Origin of the sequence: Pseudodesulfovibrio sp. 7M6 (genome assembly GCF_050058625.1) — a bacterium.
Lineage (GTDB): Bacteria > Desulfobacterota > Desulfovibrionia > Desulfovibrionales > Desulfovibrionaceae > Pseudodesulfovibrio > Pseudodesulfovibrio salinus.
Map to the genome: position 1 here is coordinate 2,872,252 of NZ_CP188816.1, position 24,273 is coordinate 2,896,524.

Annotated in this window: 20 protein-coding genes and 1 pseudogene; 8 read left to right on the forward strand and 13 right to left on the reverse strand. The window is 54.0% G+C overall.

Features of this window, described 5'->3' with window-relative positions:
- Window positions 1–408: 408 nt before the first annotated feature.
- From ACI0FG_RS13485 to ACI0FG_RS13515, 7 genes are all read left to right on the forward strand, one after another.
- A complete protein-coding gene (locus ACI0FG_RS13485) occupies window positions 409–822 on the forward strand; it encodes a PepSY domain-containing protein (protein WP_419785520.1) in 414 nt (137 codons plus the stop codon).
- A gap of 142 nt (window positions 823–964) precedes the next feature.
- Window positions 965–1,750, forward strand: a complete 786-nt coding sequence (locus ACI0FG_RS13490) for a COG4705 family protein (protein ID WP_419785521.1) — start codon at window positions 965–967, stop codon at window positions 1,748–1,750.
- A gap of 70 nt (window positions 1,751–1,820) precedes the next feature.
- Complete coding sequence (locus tag ACI0FG_RS13495) at window positions 1,821–2,420, forward strand: dual specificity protein phosphatase family protein (RefSeq protein ID WP_419785522.1); 600 nt, start codon at window positions 1,821–1,823, stop codon at window positions 2,418–2,420.
- A 1-nt stretch (window position 2,421) separates the two neighbouring features.
- A complete protein-coding gene (locus ACI0FG_RS13500; protein WP_419785523.1) occupies window positions 2,422–2,808 on the forward strand; it encodes a hypothetical protein in 387 nt (128 codons plus the stop codon).
- Window positions 2,809–2,835: 27 nt separating this feature from the next.
- On the forward strand, window positions 2,836–3,465 hold the full coding sequence (locus ACI0FG_RS13505) for a DedA family protein (RefSeq protein WP_419785524.1): 630 nt from the start codon (window positions 2,836–2,838) through the stop codon (window positions 3,463–3,465).
- A gap of 60 nt (window positions 3,466–3,525) precedes the next feature.
- Entirely contained in the window at window positions 3,526–4,206 is a 681-nt protein-coding gene (locus ACI0FG_RS13510; protein ID WP_419785525.1) for a response regulator transcription factor, read from the forward strand.
- The gene (locus tag ACI0FG_RS13515) at window positions 4,203–5,615 is read left to right on the forward strand and encodes a sensor histidine kinase (RefSeq protein WP_419785527.1); all 1,413 of its coding nucleotides are present in this window, start codon (window positions 4,203–4,205) and stop codon (window positions 5,613–5,615) included. The genes ACI0FG_RS13510 and ACI0FG_RS13515 overlap by 4 nt, the downstream gene beginning before the upstream one ends.
- A 293-nt stretch (window positions 5,616–5,908) precedes the next feature.
- Here the strand turns inward: ACI0FG_RS13515 and ACI0FG_RS13520 are convergent.
- From ACI0FG_RS13520 to ACI0FG_RS13540, 5 genes and pseudogenes are all read right to left on the reverse strand, one after another.
- Window positions 5,909–7,073: pseudogene (locus ACI0FG_RS13520) on the reverse strand (IS3 family transposase).
- A gap of 21 nt (window positions 7,074–7,094) precedes the next feature.
- On the reverse strand, window positions 7,095–7,349 hold the full coding sequence (locus ACI0FG_RS13525; RefSeq protein WP_419785528.1) for a transposase: 255 nt from the start codon (window positions 7,347–7,349) through the stop codon (window positions 7,095–7,097).
- 220 nt (window positions 7,350–7,569) lie between these two features.
- Window positions 7,570–8,229, reverse strand: coding sequence for a hypothetical protein (locus ACI0FG_RS13530; protein ID WP_419785529.1), 660 nt, complete (start codon window positions 8,227–8,229; stop codon window positions 7,570–7,572).
- An 11-nt stretch (window positions 8,230–8,240) separates the two neighbouring features.
- Window positions 8,241–10,751: a hemagglutinin repeat-containing protein gene (locus ACI0FG_RS13535; RefSeq protein ID WP_419785530.1), complete on the reverse strand. Its 2,511-nt coding sequence runs from the start codon at window positions 10,749–10,751 to the stop codon at window positions 8,241–8,243.
- A gap of 410 nt (window positions 10,752–11,161) precedes the next feature.
- Window positions 11,162–11,650 carry a hypothetical protein gene (locus tag ACI0FG_RS13540; RefSeq protein ID WP_419785531.1) on the reverse strand — a complete coding sequence of 163 codons (489 nt, stop codon included), beginning with the start codon at window positions 11,648–11,650 and terminating at the stop codon, window positions 11,162–11,164.
- Between the two features lie 492 nt (window positions 11,651–12,142).
- On the opposite strand from ACI0FG_RS13540, the gene ACI0FG_RS13545 reads away from it, so the two are divergent.
- Window positions 12,143–12,793, forward strand: a complete 651-nt coding sequence (locus tag ACI0FG_RS13545; RefSeq protein WP_419788348.1) for an IS1595 family transposase — start codon at window positions 12,143–12,145, stop codon at window positions 12,791–12,793.
- Here the strand turns inward: ACI0FG_RS13545 and ACI0FG_RS13550 are convergent.
- The 8 genes from ACI0FG_RS13550 to ACI0FG_RS13585 form a co-directional block, all read right to left on the reverse strand.
- Window positions 12,774–13,016 (reverse strand): hypothetical protein, encoded by a 243-nt coding sequence (locus ACI0FG_RS13550; RefSeq protein WP_419785532.1) that lies wholly within the window; start codon window positions 13,014–13,016, stop codon window positions 12,774–12,776. The two genes, ACI0FG_RS13545 and ACI0FG_RS13550, sit on opposite strands and share 20 nt — an antisense overlap.
- Before the next feature lie 88 nt (window positions 13,017–13,104).
- Window positions 13,105–13,986: a DUF637 domain-containing protein gene (locus ACI0FG_RS13555; protein WP_419785533.1), complete on the reverse strand. Its 882-nt coding sequence runs from the start codon at window positions 13,984–13,986 to the stop codon at window positions 13,105–13,107.
- A 117-nt stretch (window positions 13,987–14,103) separates the two neighbouring features.
- A complete protein-coding gene (locus ACI0FG_RS13560) occupies window positions 14,104–14,364 on the reverse strand; it encodes a hypothetical protein (protein ID WP_419785534.1) in 261 nt (86 codons plus the stop codon).
- A gap of 10 nt (window positions 14,365–14,374) precedes the next feature.
- Window positions 14,375–15,922, reverse strand: a complete 1,548-nt coding sequence (locus ACI0FG_RS13565; RefSeq protein WP_419785535.1) for a VENN motif pre-toxin domain-containing protein — start codon at window positions 15,920–15,922, stop codon at window positions 14,375–14,377.
- Between the two features lie 121 nt (window positions 15,923–16,043).
- Window positions 16,044–16,340, reverse strand: coding sequence for a hypothetical protein (locus ACI0FG_RS13570; RefSeq protein ID WP_419785536.1), 297 nt, complete (start codon window positions 16,338–16,340; stop codon window positions 16,044–16,046).
- Window positions 16,341–16,342: 2 nt separating this feature from the next.
- On the reverse strand, window positions 16,343–18,052 hold the full coding sequence (locus ACI0FG_RS13575) for a DUF637 domain-containing protein (RefSeq protein ID WP_419785537.1): 1,710 nt from the start codon (window positions 18,050–18,052) through the stop codon (window positions 16,343–16,345).
- 187 nt (window positions 18,053–18,239) lie between these two features.
- Complete coding sequence (locus ACI0FG_RS13580) at window positions 18,240–18,638, reverse strand: Imm63 family immunity protein (RefSeq protein ID WP_419785538.1); 399 nt, start codon at window positions 18,636–18,638, stop codon at window positions 18,240–18,242.
- The gene (locus tag ACI0FG_RS13585) at window positions 18,638–24,268 is read right to left on the reverse strand and encodes a DUF637 domain-containing protein (protein ID WP_419785539.1); all 5,631 of its coding nucleotides are present in this window, start codon (window positions 24,266–24,268) and stop codon (window positions 18,638–18,640) included. Before ACI0FG_RS13585 ends, ACI0FG_RS13580 begins: the two co-directional genes overlap by 1 nt.
- Window positions 24,269–24,273 lie beyond the last annotated feature (5 nt).

Below are 24,273 nucleotides of genomic sequence, written 5' to 3' on the forward strand. Positions count from 1 at the left end.
GATCAAAGAGGGACACGGCGCCGGCTGGGGCCGTGACTACAAGCCATGGCTGACGGTACGCGATCTCCCGTCACAAGGCCGGTCACACCGCGTGTTCGGGCACAAGGCACAAAATCTGTAAAGTCAGCGTGTTAGGACTATTCAATAGTAGAGACTTACCGCCAAAAGCCGCCTTCGAACTTCTTGCGTCCACCTTAATCTGTGACCTAGACAGATCCCCCTTCAGTGACCGGACATAGGGTCAGTTAATGCTGGTCACAGTCAACCTCCCTTTTTTTTCTCGCCCGTCGTGTCTTCCTTCATCTTCTCTTCATGGTGCCTCCGTATTCTGGCATCGAACGACAGGGACAGAATGCCGCCGCCCCGGCGGTTCCCCTGCCGCAACAATCGATTCCTGGAGGAATTGCCATGAAGAAGCAAATGATCGCATTTATCGGAAGCGGCGCACTGGCCATCAGCCTGATGACTTTCGGAATTGGTTTCGCGAATGCCGAAGAATCCCCGCGCATCAACGGTTCCATTCCGATCACCAACCAAACCGAAGCCGAATACCCCGCCATGGCCAAGGTCACCCTCAACCGGGCGATGGAGAACGCCATCGAATCCAACCAGGGCAAGGTGCTCAAGGCCGGACTCAAGGAGGAAGACGGATTCCTCGTCTACAGGGTTGAGGTTGTCACCCCCGACCAGACCATCATGGACGTGATGCTCGATGCCGGTTCCGGAAAGGTGCTGCTTACGCGCCAGGACAAGGTGGATCACCATGACGAGAGGGATGACCGAGAACACCACAAGCATGAAGAGCATGAGGACGACGAGTAGCCTCCCCCGAGTCCCGGCCGCCCCTCAGTGGCGCGGCCGGGACACTCGCCCGGGCTGAGGGCCCTGCGGTCCGCATGATCGCTCGAGGGCGTCTTCGCCCTCCTCACACAACCAATTTATCCGTCGCTAAGGAGTATCCTCTATGACGACCGCAATCTCTTCTTTCGGGAAGGCCGGAATCTTGCGCGTGCCGGAAGTGACCCTGGTCTTCTGGATCATCAAAACCCTTTCGACCACAGTCGGCGAAACCGGCGCGGACTTTCTTTCCTTTGATCTCGGCTGGGGCATGCCTCTGACCACCGTTCTCATGGCCGGTTTCATGGCACTCGGGCTGTACCTGCAGTTCTTCCGGTTCAAACGATACGTGGTGGCAAGCTATTGGTCGCTCGTCGTCCTGATGAGCGTCATCGGCACGCTGGTGACCGACATGCTCGTCGATCTCGCCGGGGTGAGCCTCATTTCGCTCAGCATCGCCTTCACTGTGATGATGCTGGCCGGGTTCTATGTCTGGTACCGCAACGAAGGCACGCTTTCCATTCACTCCATCGACACGGGCAAACGGGAATTCTACTACTGGGTGGTTATCCTGCTGGCCTTCGCTCTGGGCACCGGCGTGGGCGATCTGATCTCCGAGCAGTTAGCCCTGGGCTATGACGCCGCGCTGCTGCTCTTTGCCGGTCTTATAGGACTGGTCGCCGTGGCCTACTATGCCCTCAACCTGAACGCGGTGACCGCATTCTGGATCGCCTATGTCCTGACCCGGCCCCTGGGCGCCTCTCTGGGCGACTTCATGATCCAGGCACCGTCCGACGGCGGCCTCGGTATCAGCATGGCGACCATCAACATGATCTTTTGCACCGCCATCCTCGCATTCGCCGGATACGAATGGCTGCGAATCCGCAGAACGGCCATGGCGGCGGGGAATTAAGCAGCCCCGCCTCCGGCTCACCGTAATGCGGGGAGCCGGAGGCCCGGACTCATTGAAGGAGCAAGAAAAAATGACTTTCCGCCAAAAAATGACGGCATATGTGGTTCTCGGGATTCTCGGCATCCTGGCAGTCACGACGTGGTCCTACGTCTGGTACATTCAGGAACAGGGCAACTTCCACACGATAACGCCCGGCGAGGCGTACCGATCGGCACAACTGGATAGGGACGAGTTGAAGCACTACGTCCACGAGCACGGCATCCGGTCCATCATCAACCTGCGCGGGAAAAGGCCGGGCAAGGACTGGTATCGCCAGGAAATCGCAACATCCCGCGAGCTGGGCGTCCGTCATTTCGACTATGGCGGAATAGGGGCGGTCCGTCCGCCGACGCCCAAGGAGCTGGCCGAACTACTGACGCTGTTCGCCTCGGCCCCGCGCCCTGTCCTCCTGCACTGCCAGGCCGGGGCCGACCGGTCTGGACTGGCGGCGGCCATATGGAAGGAAGAGATAGACGGAACCACGGCAGCGGAAGCTCGCAAACAGCTTTCCCTGCGGTACGGGCACATGCCCGTGGGACCTACCCAGGTCCTCGACGAATTCTTCGACGCCTGGGCCTCCGCCGAAGCCAACGGTGCCGCGGCCAAGACCGTGGCCGACAAGGAGAACTGACATGCATCGCATCAACCCCGCACTGCGCCGGACCAACGACGCCGCATCACGCCTTATCGGTTTTGTCAGCGTCCTGCGGCCCCAGTCGGTCGCGAACTCGCGCGTCTTTCTGCACGCCACGGGAAAGGCCCGGCGCTTCTTCCTGGTGCATTTTCGCAAGAAGTACGTCCGCACGCAGCTATCGGCCCGCGAGGGGAACTGCCGACAATGCGGCGCCTGCTGCAATATGCTCTTCACCTGCCCCCTGCTGACGAACACCGGACGCTGTATCGCCTATGGCGTTTGCCGCCCCGGTTCATACCGGGTTTTTCCCATCGACCAGCGGGACATCGACGAGGTCGGCAAATGCGGTGGCCGGTGCGGCTACAACTTCAACGATCGGTGCTGACAAGAACTCTCCAACAAGGATTCTGAAATGCTGCATCATGTCATTGCAGGACTTGTGGCTGCAGTGGGCCACTGGGGGTATCCCGGAATCGTGATCCTCATGGCCCTGGAGTCATCCTTCTTTCCGTTTCCCAGCGAGGTGGTAATCCCCCCCGCCGCCTACCTGGCTGCCTGCGGCCAAATGAACATCGGTCTGGTCATTCTCTGCAGCATCCTCGGGAGCCTTCTGGGGGCCGTCTTCAACTATTGGCTGGCCATGAAGCTCGGGAGACCGTTCTTCGAACGCAACGTCCGCCGAATGCTGATAAACCCGGAATCGCTGGCAAAGGCCGACCGTTTCTTCGCCCGACACGGGAACATCAGCACGTTCACCGGCCGCCTGCTCCCGGTTATCCGCCAGTACATCTCCCTCCCCGCAGGGCTGGCCCGAATGAATTTCCCTGCCTTCTGCGCCGCCACAGCCCTGGGTGCCGGGATTTGGGTGCTGATTCTGGCGGCCCTGGGCTACGGGTTTGGCCAAAACGAACAGATGGTCCTTCGCAACCTGCATTGGGTTAGCCTGATCCTGGCCGCTGTCTGCGGAACCATTCTCCTGCTCTACCGGAAACGGTGGAAAAAGCGCACTGCCCCAAATACGGCGCAGCGCCCCGAAGCCTGACGTCCGCGACGCCATCGTCCGCAGGTTGAACTATTCAACTTTTTGGCCCAAGATACCACTATGCGCATATTGATCGTCGATGATGAACAAATCCTGCTAGACCAGCTCCGAACGGCCCTGGAAGCCCAGCGATACATGGTCGACACCGCCCTGGACGGAGAAGAGGCTCTGGACAAGCTGTTCGAATCGCCCGCAGACTTGGTCATCCTCGACATCATGCTCCCGGGCGTGGACGGACTGGAGGTTCTGCGCGCCCTCCGCCGCGAAGGCGACGCCACCCCGGTGCTCATGCTCACCGCCAAGGGCGACATTGAGGACAAAATCAAGGGACTCGACCTGGGAGCGGACGACTATTTGGCCAAGCCCTTTTCGTTCGACGAACTGCTGGCGCGCGTCCGGGCCTTGCTCCGACGCTCCGGCGGACAGTCGGAATCCGTGCTCCAAGTAGGCGACCTGCGGCTGGACACCGTGAGCCGGGAAGTAAGCAGGGCGGGCGGCCCAGTGGACTTGACGGCCCGGGAATTCTCCATCCTCGAATTTTTCCTCTACAACAAAAACCGAGCCGTATCGCGCTTCAGCCTTGCCGAGCACGTCTGGGGCGATGCCTTCGACCCCTTCAGCATGTCCAACTTCATGGACGTCCACATCAAGAACCTGCGGAAGAAGATCGGCGACACCAACGGCTCCGTTATCCAGACCATCCGGGGCGTCGGCTACATCGTCAAGGATGAAGGACCATGACGGTTCGCCTGAAGATAACCGTACTAATAACTGCTGCCGGGTTCCTGGCCAGCCTGTTTTTTTCCTGCATCATCCTTTGGGAGATGATGGAACAGCCCTTCCGACTGATCGACGCGGACCTGGCATCCACAGGGCAACGGGTCGTTCAGGTCGTTGCCGCTCGCGAAATCGGGCAAGCAGCCCCTTCCTCGATGGGTGACGCGCACTACTGGATTGAGGTCAAAGACCCGGCTTCAGGCAGCGCGATCTATCGCTCACAATTGGCGCGACTGTTTCAAATTCCCATGCCGCCGACGGGCCGGGCCGTAACTGTTTCCGCAATAGTGCCGCCACAGGTGCCGCTGGAAAAGGGTGAGCACGGCAGGATGGCCATCCGGGCACGGACTTCCGAGCTTGCTCTTGACGGGAAGCAATACATGGTCACCGTGGGACGGCCAATGGAGCATCTGGCGGAAGAACTGAAAGACACGGCGTTCGGAGTTGCCTGGGGCCTGATCATCTCGGTCCTTCTGCTTGCGGGGATCAGCTATCTCCTGGCGGGCTTCATGCTCAAGCCCATCCGGGAGATCGATGCACGGGCGCGGGACATCAGCGAGAAACATCTGGACAAACGGCTGCCCACCACCGGCGACCGGGATGAATTCAACCGGCTGGCCCAGACGCTCAACAATGTTTTCGACCGCCTCCAGCACGCCTTCCTGCGGCAAAAGCGGCTGCTTGCCGACGCTTCCCACGAGCTAAAGACGCCCTTGACCATGATGCGGCTTGGCCTGGATGAAATCCGCACGGGCGCAGGCGAAAACGGCCAGGACCCGCAGGCGGAAAGCCATACGCGAATGACGGAACAGGTCCTGCGCATGGACCGGCTGGTCAAGGGGTTGCTGGACCTGTCCGCGCTGGAGATAGAAGCCTCTGCCGCAAGGAAGGCGCTGGACCTAGCGTCTGTTTTGCGATCCCTTATCGACGACTACAGTTTTCTGGGTGACACAAGGGGCATCTGCATACGAGTCGATCTGCCGGACAGGCTAACCATGGAGGGTGACGAGGAAAAACTGACCCGGGCTTTTTCCAACCTCCTGGACAACGCCATCAAGTACAACGAGGACGGCGGGAGCGTTACGGTAAAAGGAGAACAGTCCGACGACGGACTGGCCATCACTGTGTCCAACACCGGCCCCGGCGTGCCGGAATCCGACATCCCCCGCATCTTCGAGCAGTTCTACAGGGTCGACAAATCCAGATCCCAGAAGCTCGGAGGATCGGGGCTGGGGCTGGCCATCGTCAAGCGTATCGTGGAATTGCATGGCGGAACAGCTGCATTCCGGAGTGCTCCGGGTGAGCAGACCGAGGTAACGGTCGCCCTGCCCAAACGAAGCAACATGCCCACGGAGGATGAACCTGCCGGGTAGAAAGGTGGGGCTATCAACCAGGTTAAAGGCCCGAAAGACGGAACAGCTCAAGTCCTGGAGAAGCTCGGCATGGACTTAACAACTTTATTACTCAAAATGCAGTCTCCTCAGCCCCGGCCCGCCACTTCACTTGGCAACTTTATTTTTCCATAACCGACTCGGAGCTCTGCAAGTAATGGATCAGCGCATCACTGACTAAACAACTTTATTACTCGACCACACCACATCCTGGAGAAGTGGGTCCACTTTGTTGGACCATTGAGCAGCGCTTTTAAGGTGGACAGTTTAACGGGCTACGCTGCTTGGCGGGGCCAAGCCAGAGGGGGTACCCCCTCTGGCTTGGGTCGCGTTTGATATATCTCCATCGGCTTCCTGCCGTCAAAGGTCTTGTGAGGACGACGGTAGTTGTAGAAATCAAACCACCAGGCCAGAGCCCCACGCAGATCACTACCTGTCTCCAACTCCCGCACATAGACGCATTCGTATTTGAGCGACTTCCAAAGTCGTTCGATCATCACATTGTCCATCCAACGGCCTCGGCCATCCATTGAGATACGGACGCCTGCATTCCGCAGAGCCTTTGTGAACTCATAGCTAGTAAACTGACTACCTGATCCGTATTGAATATCTCCGGTACCCCATAACGATTCATGGCATCCTCCAAGGCTGAGACGCAGAAATCGGCGTCCATCGTATTCGATAAACGCCAAGACAGAACAGCACGGCTGTGCCAGTCCATGATCGCCACGAGGTACAAAAAGCCTCGTTTCATCGGAATGTACGTAATGTCCGCACACCAAACCTGATTGGGCTTCGTGATTGCTCGGTGCCGCAACAGGTATGGATATATCTTGTGCTGCGGGTGGGGATGACTTGTTTTCGGCTTTTGATAAATCGCCATCAACCCCATCCTGCGCATAAGTCGACGGACTCGGCCACGTCCGATCTGATGCCCCTCATCCCGCAGGATGTTGCGCATCTGTCGAGAGCCGAAGAACGGCAACGCCATGAACAACTCATCGATGCGTTGCATCAGCTCCAGGTTGTACGGAGACTCGCCGGTCGGCTGGTAGTAGTATGTTGAGCGTTGCAGCTTGAGAATTCTGCACTGATGCCGAACACTGAGCACGGGATGCTCCTTGTCGACTATCTCACGCCTCCGCTCGCAGCTCAGATTTTGGCGAAGGCTTGTTGCAAAAAATCCTTCTCCACGGTGAGTTGCCCGATTTTAGCGTGAAGCTCTTTAATCAATACTTCGTCACTTTTCTGGACCTTTTGGGCCTTACCTGCAAAGCCAGCAGCAACTTGCTCTTTGGCCTGCTTCTTCCATTTGGATATTTGGTTGGCGTGAACGCCGTATTTGCTGGCCAGCTCGGAAAGCGTGAGTTCGCCGGTAAGTGCGTCGAGGGCTACACGGGTCTTAAATTCAGCAGTAAATCTTTTCCTTTTCTTGGACATCAAAAGCCTCCTTCGGGCTTCTTACGTCCACCTTAAACTGTGGTCCAGTTTCTTAGACCCACTTCTGCTCTGACCGGATGAACCAATTAAATGGACATGATTTGTCATCAAGCAATATGCCCATATTTCGACTTCATGCTTGTCACACCAAAAGCGCATGCTCTTCAAATAATGAATGTAATCATCATCCTTGAAAAAAGTCGGAAGGCGTCGGTTCCCACGCTGAATAATGTGATGGGGTTCTCCTGGAACTACTATCCGTGCAATTCTTGACATGCCACTTCGTATCAACGCCACTTATTCAATATCAACAATTAGGGAGGTGTCCCCCTAATTCCTGGTACTCTTCCTCACAGAAGAAGACTTGCTGCCTGCGGTTACACGCTGCGGTATATGCCGCAGGCATCCCGGGCCACGACTCTCGCAAATTTTGCCGCAGTACACCCTTCGCTCAAAAGACTGTACTATGGCCTCAGATTCCCCCAATGCACTATAATTATCTGCTATACCTTAAAAAAGCCTGATCAAGACGATGGTTTACAAGGATCAAGTCTTCAACGGTACCCCCAAAGCGTCTGACGTCTCCCTCAATTGAATTCGCAAACAAAACCATTATTGCTTCACGAATAAAAAGGAGCTCTTCAATTAAAAAAAGTGGCCTATAGCCTGGATGGCCATTCAAGAGTTGGTTGACTTTTTCCTCTGTACCTACCCCAAGATCAGCATGAACCAACATCTTCTGTTGATGTTCATTTAACTTGATTTTATGAACAACTTCTAAACATAACTTTGATATTGTCTGCAGTTCATCATGACTAAAATTGATTTCAAATTGGTCCTCCTTACGTAAATAAACCCATCCCCAATTTGGGCAATATGGTCCAAGCGACTCCGGGTAAGGGACTGTCAAGTACTTCTCTTCAACAGGCTGAACGATGTGGGATATCACCTCAGTAATTGCACAACTAATGTCTTCTTTCTCCTCATAGCTTGGCTCTTTATCAAATATAGTAACAAATACTGGTGTTTCAGCAAAACCAATTCCATAGGCTCGCAGGTTGCCAGGGATCACTCCAAGCAAAGCGTCCACAGACACCATCTTGACATCTTCATACAATTTTCGATTGTTTCTGATGTTATCAAAATCGATTGGCACAATATCTCCTTTTAAGGTTTTGCTGGGACAATATGCACACCATCCTTAGCGCAATGAATCGTAAAGTTTTTGGTCGGTCCCCAGTTAACCCCATTAGCAATATATTCACTGACAGTCACATTAGAACAAACCACTTCCGTATACCCAGGCTGCCCTTTGATTCCTTTGCCAATGCCTGTTCCTGCATACTTTGCAACCAACCCTTGGATATCAATATCAGGATCAATCGGGCTTTTCACTTTTCCACTGGACGTCGCTGTCTTATACTCATTTGTCCCCAGTATATGCTTTTTTTGTTTATTGCCATTTACGACAAGATTCGGCTTGGCGTCATCGGGGAACCGCTTAAGCGCCGCAGACACCTTTTTCCCATATTTACTTTTAAATACTTTCTTACTTAATATACTTCCAACAGTCCCGGCAATGATGTTCATCCCGAACTTGAGGTTATCCTTGTCTAGGCTAATATTGTAGCTACCCGCTGAAGCAAACTTATCTGAACAATCGCCATTAGGACAATTGATCAGCTTGTACTCTTCATTCGTCATACCTGCCGAATCGAGAAAGACCGCAACTTCTTCGGCAATGGCATCCTTGGCCATTTCTATTTTATCGCCAACAGCCTTCTCGACAACCATTGCAATGGCATAACCAATAAGGACTTTGGCCGGGCCTCCGGTGGCAAGCTGCATACCAAGCAAGGCAGCCTGTGCTTTATTGACATACTCAGCTGGGATACTGTCAATAAACCTTCTCGCGTCCATCAGTCCCTGCAATGTCAAACTTTTCAAATCAGATGACACATATTCTATAGTGCCACTTGAATCGATAGACATCAGAACGTTGCGCAAGAGTCGCGACTCATCGTTTTCGAGGATTGATTCCTTTCCTTTTTCCTCTACTGTTACTACGTACTCACCGGTCTTAGTTTGCCCGAGCCCATATTTAACATTCTCACCAGAATTTATGTCACCACTTTCAGCAGTCCCGTCTAGGGTGTCGTTATCCGGCAGGGACGCTAACCATTGTAATGCCTTTGCCGCCTTTGCCTCAATATCGGCAGCAGTTTCCCCGTCTTTAACGGCGATGCCGCAATCCTGGAGGAATTGTTTAGGATTCTCTTTGTACTTCGCTTCGATCTTGGCGTTATTAATAAGATACTTTTGATACTGTTCGTCGTGGAGCAATTCAAGAGCCACATCCGGATCAATCCCTTGCCGGATCATCTCTTTCATATTGCCTTCAGCGGATTCCCCAAGGCCCTCCACCTCGCTGTCCAATGCACTCTTAATGTCATCCGGCAAATCGGTTTTATAGGCTTCATAGGCATCAACAAGCTTTTTGATGTTACCTTTTATCCCCGCACCACCACTCGCGACCTCATCAATCGCCGCGCCGTCGATATACACTGAGACCGAGGTCTTCTCGTCCTTAGTGATCTCCTGTGCCTTGGCCAAATCGCGATTCAAGCCCTCCAGCCCGGCGTCGGGGTCGGAGCGGATGATGATTTCGCCTTCGCCGATGGTGGCGCGGTTGATCTGGCGGCGGTCGTGGGAGGAAGCGGAGCCGTCCAGGGTGCCGGAATAGGGGTTGCCCTCCTGCTTGGCGTCCTTGCCGCCATCCTTGGAAGCGCCTTCCTGAGGAGAAGCCGGGGCATGCTTGTTATCCGAGCCTTGGCGGTTCTTGCTGTTCTCGGCGTTCTCCGCGCTCTTGGAGACGGACACGCTGGCCTGGTAGTTCGAGGCCTTGTCGTGGTCGTATATGTCCTTGTAGGTCAGCGTGTCGGTATCAAGCTTGAGGTTGCCGTTTTCCGCCGCAATGACGGCACCTTCCACATGGGTGTTCATATCCACATGGATATCAACCTCTTCCTTGCCCTTGATAGAGGTCTGTCTGCCCACCCAAGCCGACGAAGCTTCACTCTTACCGGAGCCGATGCTGGCGGAATTCCCGGTTTTATCATCCGCTTTAATACCAAAATGCGAAACAAACGAAGCCCCGGCCCCCACTGTGGCTGTGCCGCCGACGCTCCAGTTGGAACTTTTGGACTCGCTGGTATCCTGTCTGCTGGCAACCGTGAGATTCCCGCCAACATCCATGCCGACTTTGTTGCCCTCCAAGTTGGCACCGGCAATAGTCGTGTCCTGCCCGGACTTGACGGTCAGATTTTGCCCTGCTGCAACCTCGGCATTGGTATTGGAATCGGACCGGGAATTGCCATTGAAACCGGAAGCCGCGCCCGAAACCTGTACGCCCGCAGCCACACCATTTGCGGCGCTGGCTGAAAGCCCGACTCCGCCACTGGCGGAAATTGAGTTGGAACTGGACGATGTCTGACTATTATTCTTGGCGGACTCGACGGAGATATCGCGCCCCGCAGTCAGGGAAACGTCATTTTGCGCGACTACCTGCCCGCCTTCGATGGCCAGATCCTGGTCTGCATCAAGCTTTGTGTCGCGCCCGGATTGGATTTGAGATGTGACGGCTGTTGCGGAATCGCTGGAGAAGTTACTTTCCGTCATGGAAAGCCCGGCCGTTAGCGAAATGGAAGCACTGGGATTGGACACCTGCTGAGCGGCGGATACGGCCTGCCAATCCACGTCGTCGTTATTTCGGCCATCTCAGATGTGGGTGAGTAATAACGTTGTTAAACCAAACCGCCCCGATTGCCATGAACTTGGCAACCGGGGCGGTTTTTATGGTAAGAAGGTCATCAGCGAGAGCTAAAGCAAGGCGGAGGTAGACATGAGAATAAAGACTTCAACGGAATGCTCCACACATCACTCCCGCAACAGATCAAGATATCGGCAGTAATCGTCCTAGCAAAAGAAAGTGGGAAGACGACGATTTCCGCGTTGGATCACATGGTGTGCTCCTCAGAGACAACAATTCGAGCTACACGGGGCATTGTGAACAATTATTAAGTACGCAATTACGCGTCAACAATTAGGTGACTGTCCCCATAATTCCAGCTCAACAGTTCCCAATCAATACGTCGCAACAATTCTAGGCATTCATCAACTTCACATCCCAAATGTATATGATACAAATCGTTTTTATTAAATCTCATCATTGCAACAAACAGTGCATTTCTGATCATAAAAACATCATATAGCGACAATAAAATATAATATTCTGATATGTTTTCATCCATTAAAGACGAAATTTTTCTTTGAAAAGACTTTCCTCTTTCCTTGCTTTTGACAATCTTCATTTCATTTTTATTTAATTTAAACCCAAAAAACACCTCCACTATCACACCATGGATTAAATAAATCTCATCGCGTGTAAAACAAATTTTTCTATATTTATTTTTACAACAGGCCATTCGCCAGATCCTCTTATTTAATTTTTGTATTAAAGTAATCTTTCCCTTCGTCTGGGCGAAAAGCAGTGCCCTTATCTGGGCTTGTCGGGTCATATATTACAACTATGCCTAACTTCTCATCCCACCAAGCAGTTCTGCCATTCTTTAACTGTTTTATATCATCTGGGCATTCAATCACATCCCGTATTATCTCAGCAAACTCTTCCGGTGAAGAAAACTCTCCAGAAAGATCACCATAGGGATCATCAACATGATCATCCCAAGCATGCCCATTTGCAATTCCATTCGCAATATCCTCTGATGAATCCTGCGTAATAACGCCATTGTCATCGACCTGCCCGCTTTGATCTTCGCTGGCCGGAACTGAAGTTGCCTGCTCCTTATCAACCTCATTTACCGGCGTTGTCGTCGTGGAGCCAACATCGTAGCCCGTATCTATTGGCGAACCTTCTAACGCAGCGTCTATTTCGGTCGCCGTATAGCCTGGGATTTTAAGTTGCGCCTTCTGCTTTTCTGTCAGCGCCTGATATTTCTCTTTTATAAAGGGGCTGTACCAGATAACTCCTCTGGGTTATCGGTATGGCAATGCGAAAAAGTCGTTTGAGTCAGAATAAGCAACTCCGATTGATTGAGCATTTTGTGGCTGGCAGCACTGCCCGTTGTGCCGCCGGTCTGGTTGGAGTGAATGTCAAAACGGCCGCCTTTTTCTTTCATCGGCTCCGGGAAATCATAGCCGAAGAAGAGGCCTGTGAAGGGATGGATTTTGGTGAATTTGAAGTCGATGAAAGTTACTTCGGAGGAAAGCGGAAGGGCAAACGAGGCCGAGGGGCCGCAGGCAAGGTGCCTGTCTTTGGAATTTTGAAAAGAGGCGGAAAGGTATACACACAGGTGATTCCTGACGCCAAGAGCAAAACCTTGTTGCCCATTATTCGCGAGAAAGTGCAACCAGACAGTATCGTGTACTCAGATGCTCTTTACAGCTACAATGTCCTCGACGTTTCCGAATTCAAACATTTCAGGATCAACCATTCGAAGCTGTTTGCCGACAGGCAAAACCACATCAATGGAATTGAGAACTTTTGGAACCAGGCCAAGCGCCATATGAGAAAATTTAACGGCATCCCGACCAAGAACTTCCCTCTATTTTTGAAGGAATGCGAGTGGCGTTTTAACAACACAAATCCACAAAGCCAGTTTAAACAACTGAAACAGTGGGTTAAGAAACATATGGGCTAGTTATCTGGTACAGCCCCTTTATAAAAGCCGTAAGGGAAGTAGTGCCCCTTTTTAGCATTTCATTAAATTCTTCTGATGCTACCAATCCAGCAAGACATAAAACGATTGCTGCCGTAGCAACAATAGGAGCTGCTTCTGCAAGGGCAATAAGAGCCCCAGCGGTTTCCATAACAGCTACAGCACTATTGTTTCTGGCCGCGTTTCCTCCGGCGGAGGCGGCCACATCCACATCTCCACCAGTCGCCGCAGCAGCAAATCCAGCGGCAAGCTTTGATAGATCAACTCCAGTTTCAATCCAACTCTGAGCTGCCTTAGGAGAAATCTTGCCTGTTAACCATTGCCTCCTTTATTTGCCTCATCAACACTTCGCCCGTAATCTCGCCTACTGCCCCACCAACAGCTTCACTGGCGATATCATCACCATTGGCCGCCGCCATTGCACCACCCAGCGCAGCGTGGGCTATTTTATGAGCAACGTAATCAAGCTTATTGTTCTTATAGGCCTCACCGATATCGTGTGCAGCCTCTGCTCCCAACACAGAAACAGCCGAACTGCGTAGATTGGCGATCAGATTTTCATCCAGTCTTCCGCCATTGATGGCGGTGCCGACACCGGTGTTGATGCCTGCGGAGATTGCGCCTTTGGTCAACTCCTTAGCCAAACCGTCGATACGGCCTGCCAAAGTTGATTTTGCGAACCTGTCCAGAGCGCCTTGGGTGAGCCCCGCCGTCAACATGGTGGTAGCGAGCGAACGGACAGTATCCATGGACGCCAAGGCTTTGAGCGCGGCACCGATGTCGCCGCCATTGCCGATAATCTGCGTACCTGCTTGAAGTACAAGCGAATTGAAACCGGCCGCGATGGCAGCGGTAAGTCCTTCCTTGATGCCCAGCGAAGTCGCCCAGGCTCCGAAAGCAGTGGCTTGCCCGGTGCTCGTGGTCATTAACGCGCCCGCCACGCCCTGGCCGCCCGGTGTGAGGGACAAGGCCACGGCCATGGCGAGCGAGACGAGCTGCATGCCCGGCCCGCCTACGCCGCTGTCGGACTCGCTCCACTGGTTGTGGACCTCCTGCACGGCCTGCCAGTCTACATCGTCACGCTCCAGGAGATCGCCCATCCACTCCAGGCCTTCGACGTTAGAGAGTAGTTCAGCGTCGTTGCGCACGTCGCCGGTGGATTCCTCGAATTCCACAACCACGCCCTCCGGGTCGTGATGATCGGGTTATGTCAAAGAACAAATGAAGAGGCCCGGGATATCCGGGCATAGTTTTCATATATACTGTACAGGGGAAAACTATCTAATGCAGTTTCACATCAATCCAGGCAAAATCCAATATGTAAAAACACTCCCCCACACGCTCGCAGTAAATGAAATAGCAAGGAATGCTGCAAGCAAAAATCGTTTTTTTAACATCGAAAAAAACACACTGCCCAAGAGAGCAACTAGTGCCCAAACGATACACCCTATCCCAAAGCGCACAGAGATAAATGTAAAAACGGGCATAGCAGCCACACCAGCCACAACAGCATACACGATAAAAAACAGGTAGTTAACAGCATCCTTCATCATTGTCGTGTCATCAATTGGGGAAAAGAAGATTTAATACCCTCAAATATCGCTCAGCCTTACTCGAAGGATCATCATAACTGTTGCCAAAATCGAAATATGGATTCACATCAAATTCCTTATGAGAGAAGAATCCACCCAAGAGACTAATGCCCAATGCCGCATCTGGGTTATAAAAATTATATGTGCCTACATTAAGAGCGTTTGTCACGATATCTCCATGTTTATTTATTACCACTTCATACCCATATATTGGATGTACAAATTTTGTATTTCCATTTGAACCCCATATTATATATTGCGGCTCTCCCGTTTCTTCGTTTATTTGTATTGTATGCCAAATTGATTGACTCGCAGAAAGTTTTACGAACTCTTCATGATGGCTAGAATAGTACGCATTTCCTTCTTTCGTCAGTTCTAGTCTTAACTTATAATGCAAATCTAAAAACGAATCACAATTCCCTGAATCTTTACAAACAACATAAGCTAGTTGGAACTCATTATCCCTCTGCTCACTAATCTCTTCATAAGGCACCATGACCTCCCGCTTGCAAGAAGTATCAGTGCCACAGGCCTCCAGCTTATCCACCAATTCTTTCTTTTCCTGGGGCATCAGGTAATTATTCATAATAGCATTGCGGCCAGCATTAGCGGCATCGCCGCTGTCCAAACCAGCAAGAGCCGAGCCCAGCACAGACGCTATCTGGCTACCTGCCAAGATCGTCTTTCCCGCCACCGTCCCGGTTCCGCCATCAACACCAGCCCCGTCGAACAGTAAGTTGTCAATCGCGGGAGCGGCAAGCTCGGCAACAATGGCTCCCATTGCGCCAGCGTAAGGATCACCGCCGACAAGGGCTGCCCCTGCCGCCCCTGCCGCGCCGTGCATGATAATTTTCATTTCCATGTCCAATTCGCTGGCGTCGATCTTTCCGGCCGAATACCGGCCAAAGGCGGAACCTACAGCGGACAAGAGCGATTCCTTCAAATCCTCTCCACCAACAATCGCGCCCGTCGCCGCCTGAATTGCCACGGTAGCCATATACTCGCCAGCCTTTCCCATTTGGGCGAACGTTCCAGAGGTCGCCCCCGCATTGAGCGTCCCTGCCAATAGCATGGTGGCGGCCAGAGAGCGAACCCCTTCGATGGAGGCGATCCTGCCAAAATTCTTTCCAAAATCACCGCCAGCCGCTGCATCGGCTGCGGCAGTTATCACTTGTGTGCCGATGGAAGTTATCCCGGCGGTTAAAGCGGTGTACATGGCAAGTTGCGCGGTGGAGGCTGCCGTTGTCGTCCCTGACACCACAATGGTCGAGACACCGTTGACCGTTGCCATCTCAAGCCCTGTTGCGGCAAGCGCCAAACTCGACGCCGCCCCAGCCGTTACCGCCGAGGCAATGATGGAGATAATGAGCATGCCGCCGGGGCCAAGGCCGCCGTCGGATTTGCTCCATTTATCGTGGATTTCCTGAACGGCCTGCCAGTCTACATCGTCACGCTTCAGGAGATCGCCCATCCACTCCAGGCCTTCGACGTTAGAGAGTAGTTCGGCGTCCTTGCGCACGTCCCCCGTGGATTCCTTGAACTCCACAGCTACGCCCTTGGGGGGGGGGGATGGTCGGGTGATGTCAAAGAGCAAAAGAGAGGCCCGGACTGAGCCGGGCTATGGGAAGGGATTAGGTGTGTCATTCATTTTTATGCGCTGATGGTAAAGCTTCCACTATGCGAGACAAAGAATCCATATAGTCTATACATTGGCTTTTTTCGATATCGCTTAACACGTTATACGTATCATTTAAAACGTTAAAGTAACTCATATCAACATCAATATCTATTCCATGTACGTAAGAGTCTGCTAGTCCAACATAGTACTCATCTGTCTCGATAAGTTCGTTTATAAATAGTTCGTAATTATCACTTCCAACTTTATCTGGAAACGGAATTCGAAAGTGATATTCGATAATTTGTTTTAGATTATGCATAGTTAATCCCAATAGGTTACCAATTTACCGTCCTTAGTCCAATAGCCGCCTTGCTTAATCCTCTTACCATTAACGGTTTTTTCGGTCTGAATTTTGAGCCCAGGCGTCCCGTCTTTTAGAACAACATCCTGTGCGCTATTTTTGTTTTTCTCAAAAAATGCCATGGCATCATTGGTGTACTCTTCTGCGCTGCGCCCCTTGCCATGCTTGGCCAAATGATAATCAATAGAACTGGTGGTATCAGAGAATGTTCCTTTATGCCAGGTGTCCTCCACCTGAGTAATAACGCCATCATTTTTAATATCATTCTGCTCGCTGGCCGGCAGGGAACCGACATTATCCCCATCTACCGGGGTAGTAACCGTAGGGCCATTATCGTGATGAGTCTCAGGCGATCCATCAAGGCCCGTATCGACATCTGTCGCCGTACTACCGGGAATCCCTTCTATTTGCTGCTTTTCCTCATCCGACAAACTCGCGTACAGGCTGTCGAGGGCCTGTTGTAGCAGCGCACCTGCTTTTTCAGGCCCACCAGATGCTATCCAAGCCTTGTAGTTTTCCCACAGGACTAATCCTGCACCCGTTGCCAGCAAGGCCAACTCCGCCTCGCTTAGAGTGGCCAGCCCAGCAATTGCTGCGCCTAAAATGAATAACACATTATTCTTGACAGCATTGCCGCTTGTATCAGCAGCGACATCGACATTTGCCCCGACGCCAGCGGCAACGAGTCCGGCCGCCAACTTTGAAAGATCAACCCCGGCATCAGTCCATTTGAGAGCTTGTGCAGGTGTGATCTCTCGAGCCAGTAAGGCCTCTTCGATTTCACCCTTCAGTATCCCCCCTGTGAACTCACCGACCACCGCACCCAACGCACCGGATGCGGCATTTTCACTTGAGATCTCGCCCAGCACACCGCCAAGAGCGGCATGAGCGATGTACTTCACACCGACATCGATTTGGCCTTTCGCAAAGGCTGTGCCAATGGCCTTGGCCCCCTGACTGCCGAGGGACGCGGCGGCAGCGACTTTAAGACTCGTTATGACATTCTCGTTAAGCTTTCCGCCATTGACCGCCGTATTGACGCCAGCCCCAATACTTGTACGAAGGGCTGCCCTGAGAAGTTCTGCATTAAGAATCTTTGTCGCTTCTCCCACATTCTTCGCCTGACTGAGCAAGGCTGGATCCTTGGCGACGCCTGCGACATCCAGTGCCCCCTGCGTCAGACCCGCTGTCAGCATGGTCGTAGCAAGAGAACGAACGGTGTCGATGGAGACCAAGGCCTTCATGGCGGCTCCAACGTCTCCACAGTTGCCGACGAGTTGGATCGCGGCCTGGGTCACCAGCGAATTAAACCCAGCGGCAATCGCCGTATGAATGGCAAGTGAGGTCCCTTCAAGAGCCGCAGCTCCGGTTGCACCGGCCGCAGCACTCGTGGCGCCTGCCGCCACTCCTGCACCCGCAGCTCCTCCTACAGAACCCGCGGCAGCCGTTGCACCGGCCGAACCAACGGCTGCACCGGTTCCGGTCTCAACGCCCATGGCCCAAGAAGCGAAGGCGCTTCCGGCCCCCGTCCATGTGAGCGCGACTGCAACGGCCAGAGCGACCAACGACACTCCCGGCCCGCCTACGCCGCTGTCGGACTCGCTCCACTGGTTGTGGACCTCCTGCACGGCCTGCCAGTCCACGTCGTCGCGATCGGCGATTTCAGCCATCCACTTCAGCCCCGGAGCCTGAGCCAACTGTGCGATGTCCTCGCGGACGTCGCCCGCTTCCTTGTACTGGACCGTCACTCCCTCGGCAGTGGTGATGGTCGGGTATGTCAAAGAGCAAAAAAAGAGGCCCGGCTAAGCCGGGCCTTTCATTATTCGTGGAATCAAACCCGTTAAATGTCCCGGTTGTTTACTTGTCATCATAGGGATGACTCTCTAAAATTTCAGTTAATTCTTCCTGCCGCTTCCTTGCCCATTCGGGACATATTTTCTCCAGCAATTCCAATTGTTTTTTGAATAAGAGGCGTCTAAAGTCTTGCCCCGGAATCCGATTTTCCAATTCATAATTAGATGCAAGGCCATGCGATGCACTTTCGACAAACAAGTACATTATGTCTGATGCCGACTTGCTAATGATTCTCTTTCGTTCAATGCCACGCTCCACTAGAACATAATGATATTCATCATCATGAATTTCGACATTACAAACGACCTCAAATCCATCACCAATTTTCAAATACGACTCTGGAGCATCAATGATTTTTCCAAGTCGAATTATCTCATTTTGCAGTTCATTTACTGACTTCATTATTTCACCTCACGAATATATCCGTGGTCCTTTAATTCCTTTACAGACATCTCCGTTTCATACTGTGTACCGCCGCCTGGCTGATCAAACCATGCTGCGGTTTTCCCTTCTTTAACTTGAAGAGGCTTGATTACTTCATACACTATAGGGCTGTCATTTTCTTTGGCAGCAGGCAAGGCCCGTTCTCCAAAAGAGGTTCCAACTGGAGATAAAAAGTTGCCCGTATCTTCACCATACCTGTCGATCAATACTCCTGGCTGCAAAGTCGTATTTTCATACTCGCCACCATCAAAACCATTATCAGGAGGCCAATCAATAGTTCCATCAGACTTAATCCATTTGGGACTCACACCTAGTCTTGTCGCAGTCGCAAGTTGATCTGGGGTGTATGATGAAGATATAACACCACTGTCATCGACCTGCCCATTTTGATCTTCGCTGGCCGGAACTGAAGTTACCTGCTCCTTATCAACCTCATTTACCGGCGTTGTCATCGTGGAACCAACATCGTCGCCCGCATCTATTGGCGCCCCTTCTAACGCAGCGTCTATTTCGGTCGCCGTATAGCCTGGGATTTTAAGTTGCGCCTTCTGCTTTTCTGTCAGCGCCTGATATTTCTCTTTTATAAAAGCCGTAAGGGAAGTAGTGCCCCTTTTTAGCATTTCATTAAATTCTTCTGATGTTACCAATCCTGCAAGACATAAAACGATTGCTGCCGTAGCAACAATAGGAGCTGCTTCTGCAAGGGCAATAAGAGCCCCAGCGGTTTCCATAACAGCTACAGCACTATTGTTTCTGGCCGCGTTTCCTCCGGCGGAAGCGGCCACATCCACATCTCCACCAGTCGCCGCAGCAGCAAATCCAGCGGCAAGCTTTGATAGATCAACTCCAGTTTCAATCCAACTCTGAGCCGCCTTAGGAGAAATCTTGCCTGTTAACATTGCCTCCTTTATTTGCCCCATCAACACTTCGCCCGTAATCTCGCCTACTGCCCCACCAACAGCTCCACTGGCAATATCATCACCATTGGCCGCCGCCATTGCACCACCGAGCGCAGCGTGGGCTATTTTATGAACAACGTAATCAAGCTTATTGTTCTTATAGGCCTCACCGATATCGCGTGCAGCCTCTGCTCCCAACACAGAAACAGCCGAGCTGCGTAGATTGGCAATCAAATTTTCATCCAGTCTTCCGCCATTGATGGCGGTGCCGACACCGGTATTGATGCCTGCGGAGATTGCGCCTTTGGTCAACTCCTTAGCCAAACCGTCGATACGGCCTGCCAAAGTTGATTTTGCGAACCTGTCCAGAGCACCTTGGGTAAGCCCCGCCGTCAACATGGTGGTGGCGAGCGAACGGACAGTATCCATGGACGCCAGGGCTTTGAGCGCGGCACCGATGTCGCCGCCATTGCCGATAATTTGCGTACCTGCTTGAAGTACAAGCGAATTGAAACCGGCCGCGATGGCAGCGGTAAGTCCTTCCTTGATGCCCAGCGAAGTCGCCCAGGCTCCGAAAGCAGTGGCTTGCCCGGTGCTCGTGGTCATTAACGCGCCCGCAACGCCCTGACCGCCCGGTGTGAGGGACAAGGCCACGGCCATGGCGAGCGAGACGAGCTGCATGCCCGGCCCGCCTACGCCGCTGTCGGACTCGCTCCACTGGTTGTGGACCTCCTGCACGGCCTGCCAGTCCACGTCGTCGCGGTCGGCGATTTTAGCCATCCACTTCAGCCCCGGAGCCTGAGCCAACTGTGCGATGTCCTCGCGGACGTCGCCCGTTTCCTTGTACTGAACCGTCACTCCCTCGGCAGTGGTGATGGTAAGTCCTTTCCCGGCGTTGATCTCCGTGTGCTGGACGGTCTCGTCGGTTGAGCCTTCATCCTTTGTAGACCAAGAGAAAAAGCCATTATTTGATGAGACCTTACGCTTATACTCACTATCTTTGCTGACGAGCATGGCGACCTGCCCCTCACGGGCCGTAATTTCAGTCTCGTCGCCGGAGGTGATGCGGGCGGACTGAAGGATTACGTCCTGCTTGGCGTCGAGCGCCACCTTGTGTCCTGCCTCGATTTCAGGGCGGTCGTTGGTAATAGTTCGGGCATCGTCCTGCTCTGAGGACTTCGTGTTCATGAAGCCCGATTTATCTTCCTGAAAATTGCTGTAATTTTCGACCTGGTTCGGCGTAACCTGGATGTCGCCCTCAGCCTTAAGGGTTACGTCGCCGTCCGCCTTGACATGGCTGCCGTGCAACGAGACATCGCCGGAACCGGCAGTACCGGCCTCCACGGTCACCGATCCGCCGGACTTGACCTTTGAGGCCAACGTGGACTGCTCCTTGCGATCAATCGTGGTGGACTTCTTGCCGCCAAAGAAGCCGCCGGAGTGGCCTTCGCTGTGTGAGTAGAGTTCGCTATTGTCCGTGGCGGCGGTTATGGCGACGCTGCCTCCGGCGTGGAGGGTGGTGTCGCCATTGGACGCGAGTTCGCTGCCGTGAACGGCCACGTCCTCGCCCGCTTCTATGTTGAGCGCACCGCCGGTGGTGACAGTACTTTTGCGGTTGATGGCAACATCGGAGTGCGTGTTGAAATCGGAACCCGAAGCGCTGTGATGGAAGGTGGTCTCCGCCGAGGATACGGCCACGTTGCCGTCCGCCTTGAGGGTGGTATCGCCCCCGGACTGGACGTCGGCACCGATGATGCCGATATCCCGCCCCGCCTCCACATGCAGAGAGTTTTCCGCTTTGACGCCACCGGCCTTGGATATCTGGGTATAGGCCGTATCGCTGTTCGTGTGCTCCGTTGTTGCCGCGGCGATCACAACATCCTTTCCGGCCGTGAGGGCAACGTCGGTCCCGCGAATGTCGCCGCCGGTATTGCGGATGGAATCCGTCGCGGTGACGGCCACGTTCTGGCCGGAGAGGGTCCCCTTGTTGTTGAAGAAGTTGTCAGCCGTGATGGTCGTCTGGCCACGCGAGGCAATAAGGCCCGCGTTGGCGGTGTCGCCGGTGGTCTCGATTTTGACCTCCCCGGCGGCAATGACCGAACCGCCCTGGGCGATCTTGTCCAGGCTGGCGGAGCAGAGGTAGACAACGGGCACCAGCACCTGCTGGCCGTCAACCTCCTGGTACTCGAACCAGACGATATCGTCGGTCAGCGCCGCGACCTGATCGGCGGTCAAGGACAGTCCCACGGTGAGGTTGAGGTCGGAATGGGCCTGGACCGCGTTGTCCATCAACTCGACGAACTGATCGGTATCCGTGCCCGAAGTACTAAGGAAACGCCTGCCGGTGAGCTCGAAAAGCTGGTCGCGCACCAGCCGGGTCTCGTAAAAGCCGTCACCCAGCCGCTTGTTCGCCTCGTCGTTGGGATTGAACCCCATGCGCGAGAGGGCGTAGTCCGACCCGTAAAAGGTATCGAGATTGGTCAGGGCCGGGTTGGTCTCGACAAGATAGTTCTGCGCCGGATTCGTGTTGGCCTGAAATAGGCCGTTGGACGGCAGGCCGTCCGTCAACGCAGTGATATCCGCCACCTTCCGCTGCTGCGCAGCCGGGTCCGGCGGGTTGAGGATACCGTTGCGCTCCGTGACGCCGTTGGCCACTACCCCGGAGGAAATGAGTACCTTGTTGCCTGCGTCGAGCGTGCCGTAGGCATAGTCCGTGGCCTTGAGCGCGACCTCGGTTCCGCCGCCCAACGGAATGACCGACGGCGAACTGTGGTTCTGGAATATCCCGCTGCCCCACTTGTAGGTGGTGCGCTCGTAGATCCCTTGGCCAACGTTTGCAAACGTGTCCGCGTTGATCTCGATATTGCCAGTGGCCGAGGATATCCTGCTGACGATGTTCTTCGCGTCACCCGCCTCAATAAGGACATTGCCCTGGGCCGCAATGGTGGAACCGAGTTCCTGCCCGGAGGCGGTATCCTGCGTGGTGGTGGCGGAATAGACCACGCCGCTGCCCGTTCCCGTAATGATGTATTGCCGATTGCTGTTCGCAACGCCCCGCGCCCGTTCAAGGTTCCACTTTTCGGAGGCGTTGAGATAATCCGGGTCATCGGCAAGTTTTTGGTCGGTTTCCGCAATGGCTGCCACCAACTCATCATGCGTAATCACATGGCGCGAATCATCAATGCCGATAACCGAGAACTGCAACGGCGTCAGTTGATGCGCGACATTGCCGACACCATGGCGGGGCGAGCCGATATAACTCAGGAACAGGCTATAGCACTCGTCGCCTTCGTCGCCGTAGTACCAATACCCACCCTCGGAATATCCAAGCTCCTCGGCTCCTTCGACAAGGGTAAAGTGCGAGTTGTTATTGACGAAGGTCCCTGCCCGGAAAGTCAGGCCGCCGTCCAGGGATTCGATGTTGCCCGAGTCGTTTTGCAGGGTTGCCATCCGGCTGCCGTCGGTAGCTCCCTCCAGCACCATATCGCCCTTGGCGAGAATGACGCCCTGGTTGTTGTAGAGCGTGTCGCCGATGCGGAAAAGAGCCGTACCACCCGAATAAATGGTGCCCGTATTGGTGACGGCATTAGTGGCAATGACGGTTCGGGAATCCCCGGCCACGGTGGCCGCGTTGTTCAGCGTGCCGCCGTTCACGACCATGGTATCAGCGCTGACGATGGCGGCATCGTCCGCATCTTCCTTGGCCACGGTCACGGTCTGGCCGGTCAGGGTGGCCGTGCCTGCCGCGCGGACCTTGCCGGACACCGCCACTTCGCCGCTGGCAGAGGTCAGGGCGAGGTCATTGCCGGACGAGACGGTTCCCTTGATCTGGATTTTACCGTCCGCCGTCATTTCCAGATGATCGGTGGCCTGGACCGGCCCCAAGGTGTTGACGCCAACGCCAGCCTCGGTTCCGACCAGGGTGATGCGCCCAGCGTACATACCGCCCAGCGCGGAGGAATCGATGGCTACGGACGGGGCTGCCGAACCATCGGGCGCAAGCGGCGTAGTCGCCCCGGTGGCGGGATTAAGCCGATTCTGGCCAGTGACGATATGCAGCGCCTTGGCATAGATGGCGGCATTAATCCGCGTGGCGCGGGTGACGATGGCAAAGGCGTCGATATTGTTGGCGTTGACACCCGCGCCCTCTACCAGCACGTCGCCGGTCCGAACGTCGATGCCCTGAAACGCGCCGCCGGAATACTGCGGAACGCCCGTGGTCAGGGTTGCCCGTGGCGTGTTGATGAACCCGCCGCCGTTGATGGAAATGCCGTTGGGATTGGACAGGACATAATTGGCGGACTGGCCGAATATCTCGGTGTACCCGTTGATGGAGGTACGGCCGGTGCCGGTGACCTCGTTGAGGATGGTGGAGGCAGCCTGCCCATGAAAATTGGGATTGGGCGCCAAAGCTCCGCCAAGCTGCGAGACGCCGGGGGCCACGCCGTTGTTGAGGATCACGCCTTGGGTGCCCACGTTGAAGTCGGAAAACTTGTTGTGGGACATGCCCCCCTGTGGAGCAACAATGTTGACCACAGGCACGCCGTTCGGTGCCGCGTCCATGGTGGCCTGATTGGCGGCAGGAGCTGCTGCGTCAGGCGTGATGCCTCCGGCCAGCGCCATCGAGGGAGGACACAGGATGAGACCAATGAGAAAGGCGATGAACAGGTGCTTAATGGCTTTGATCATGACAA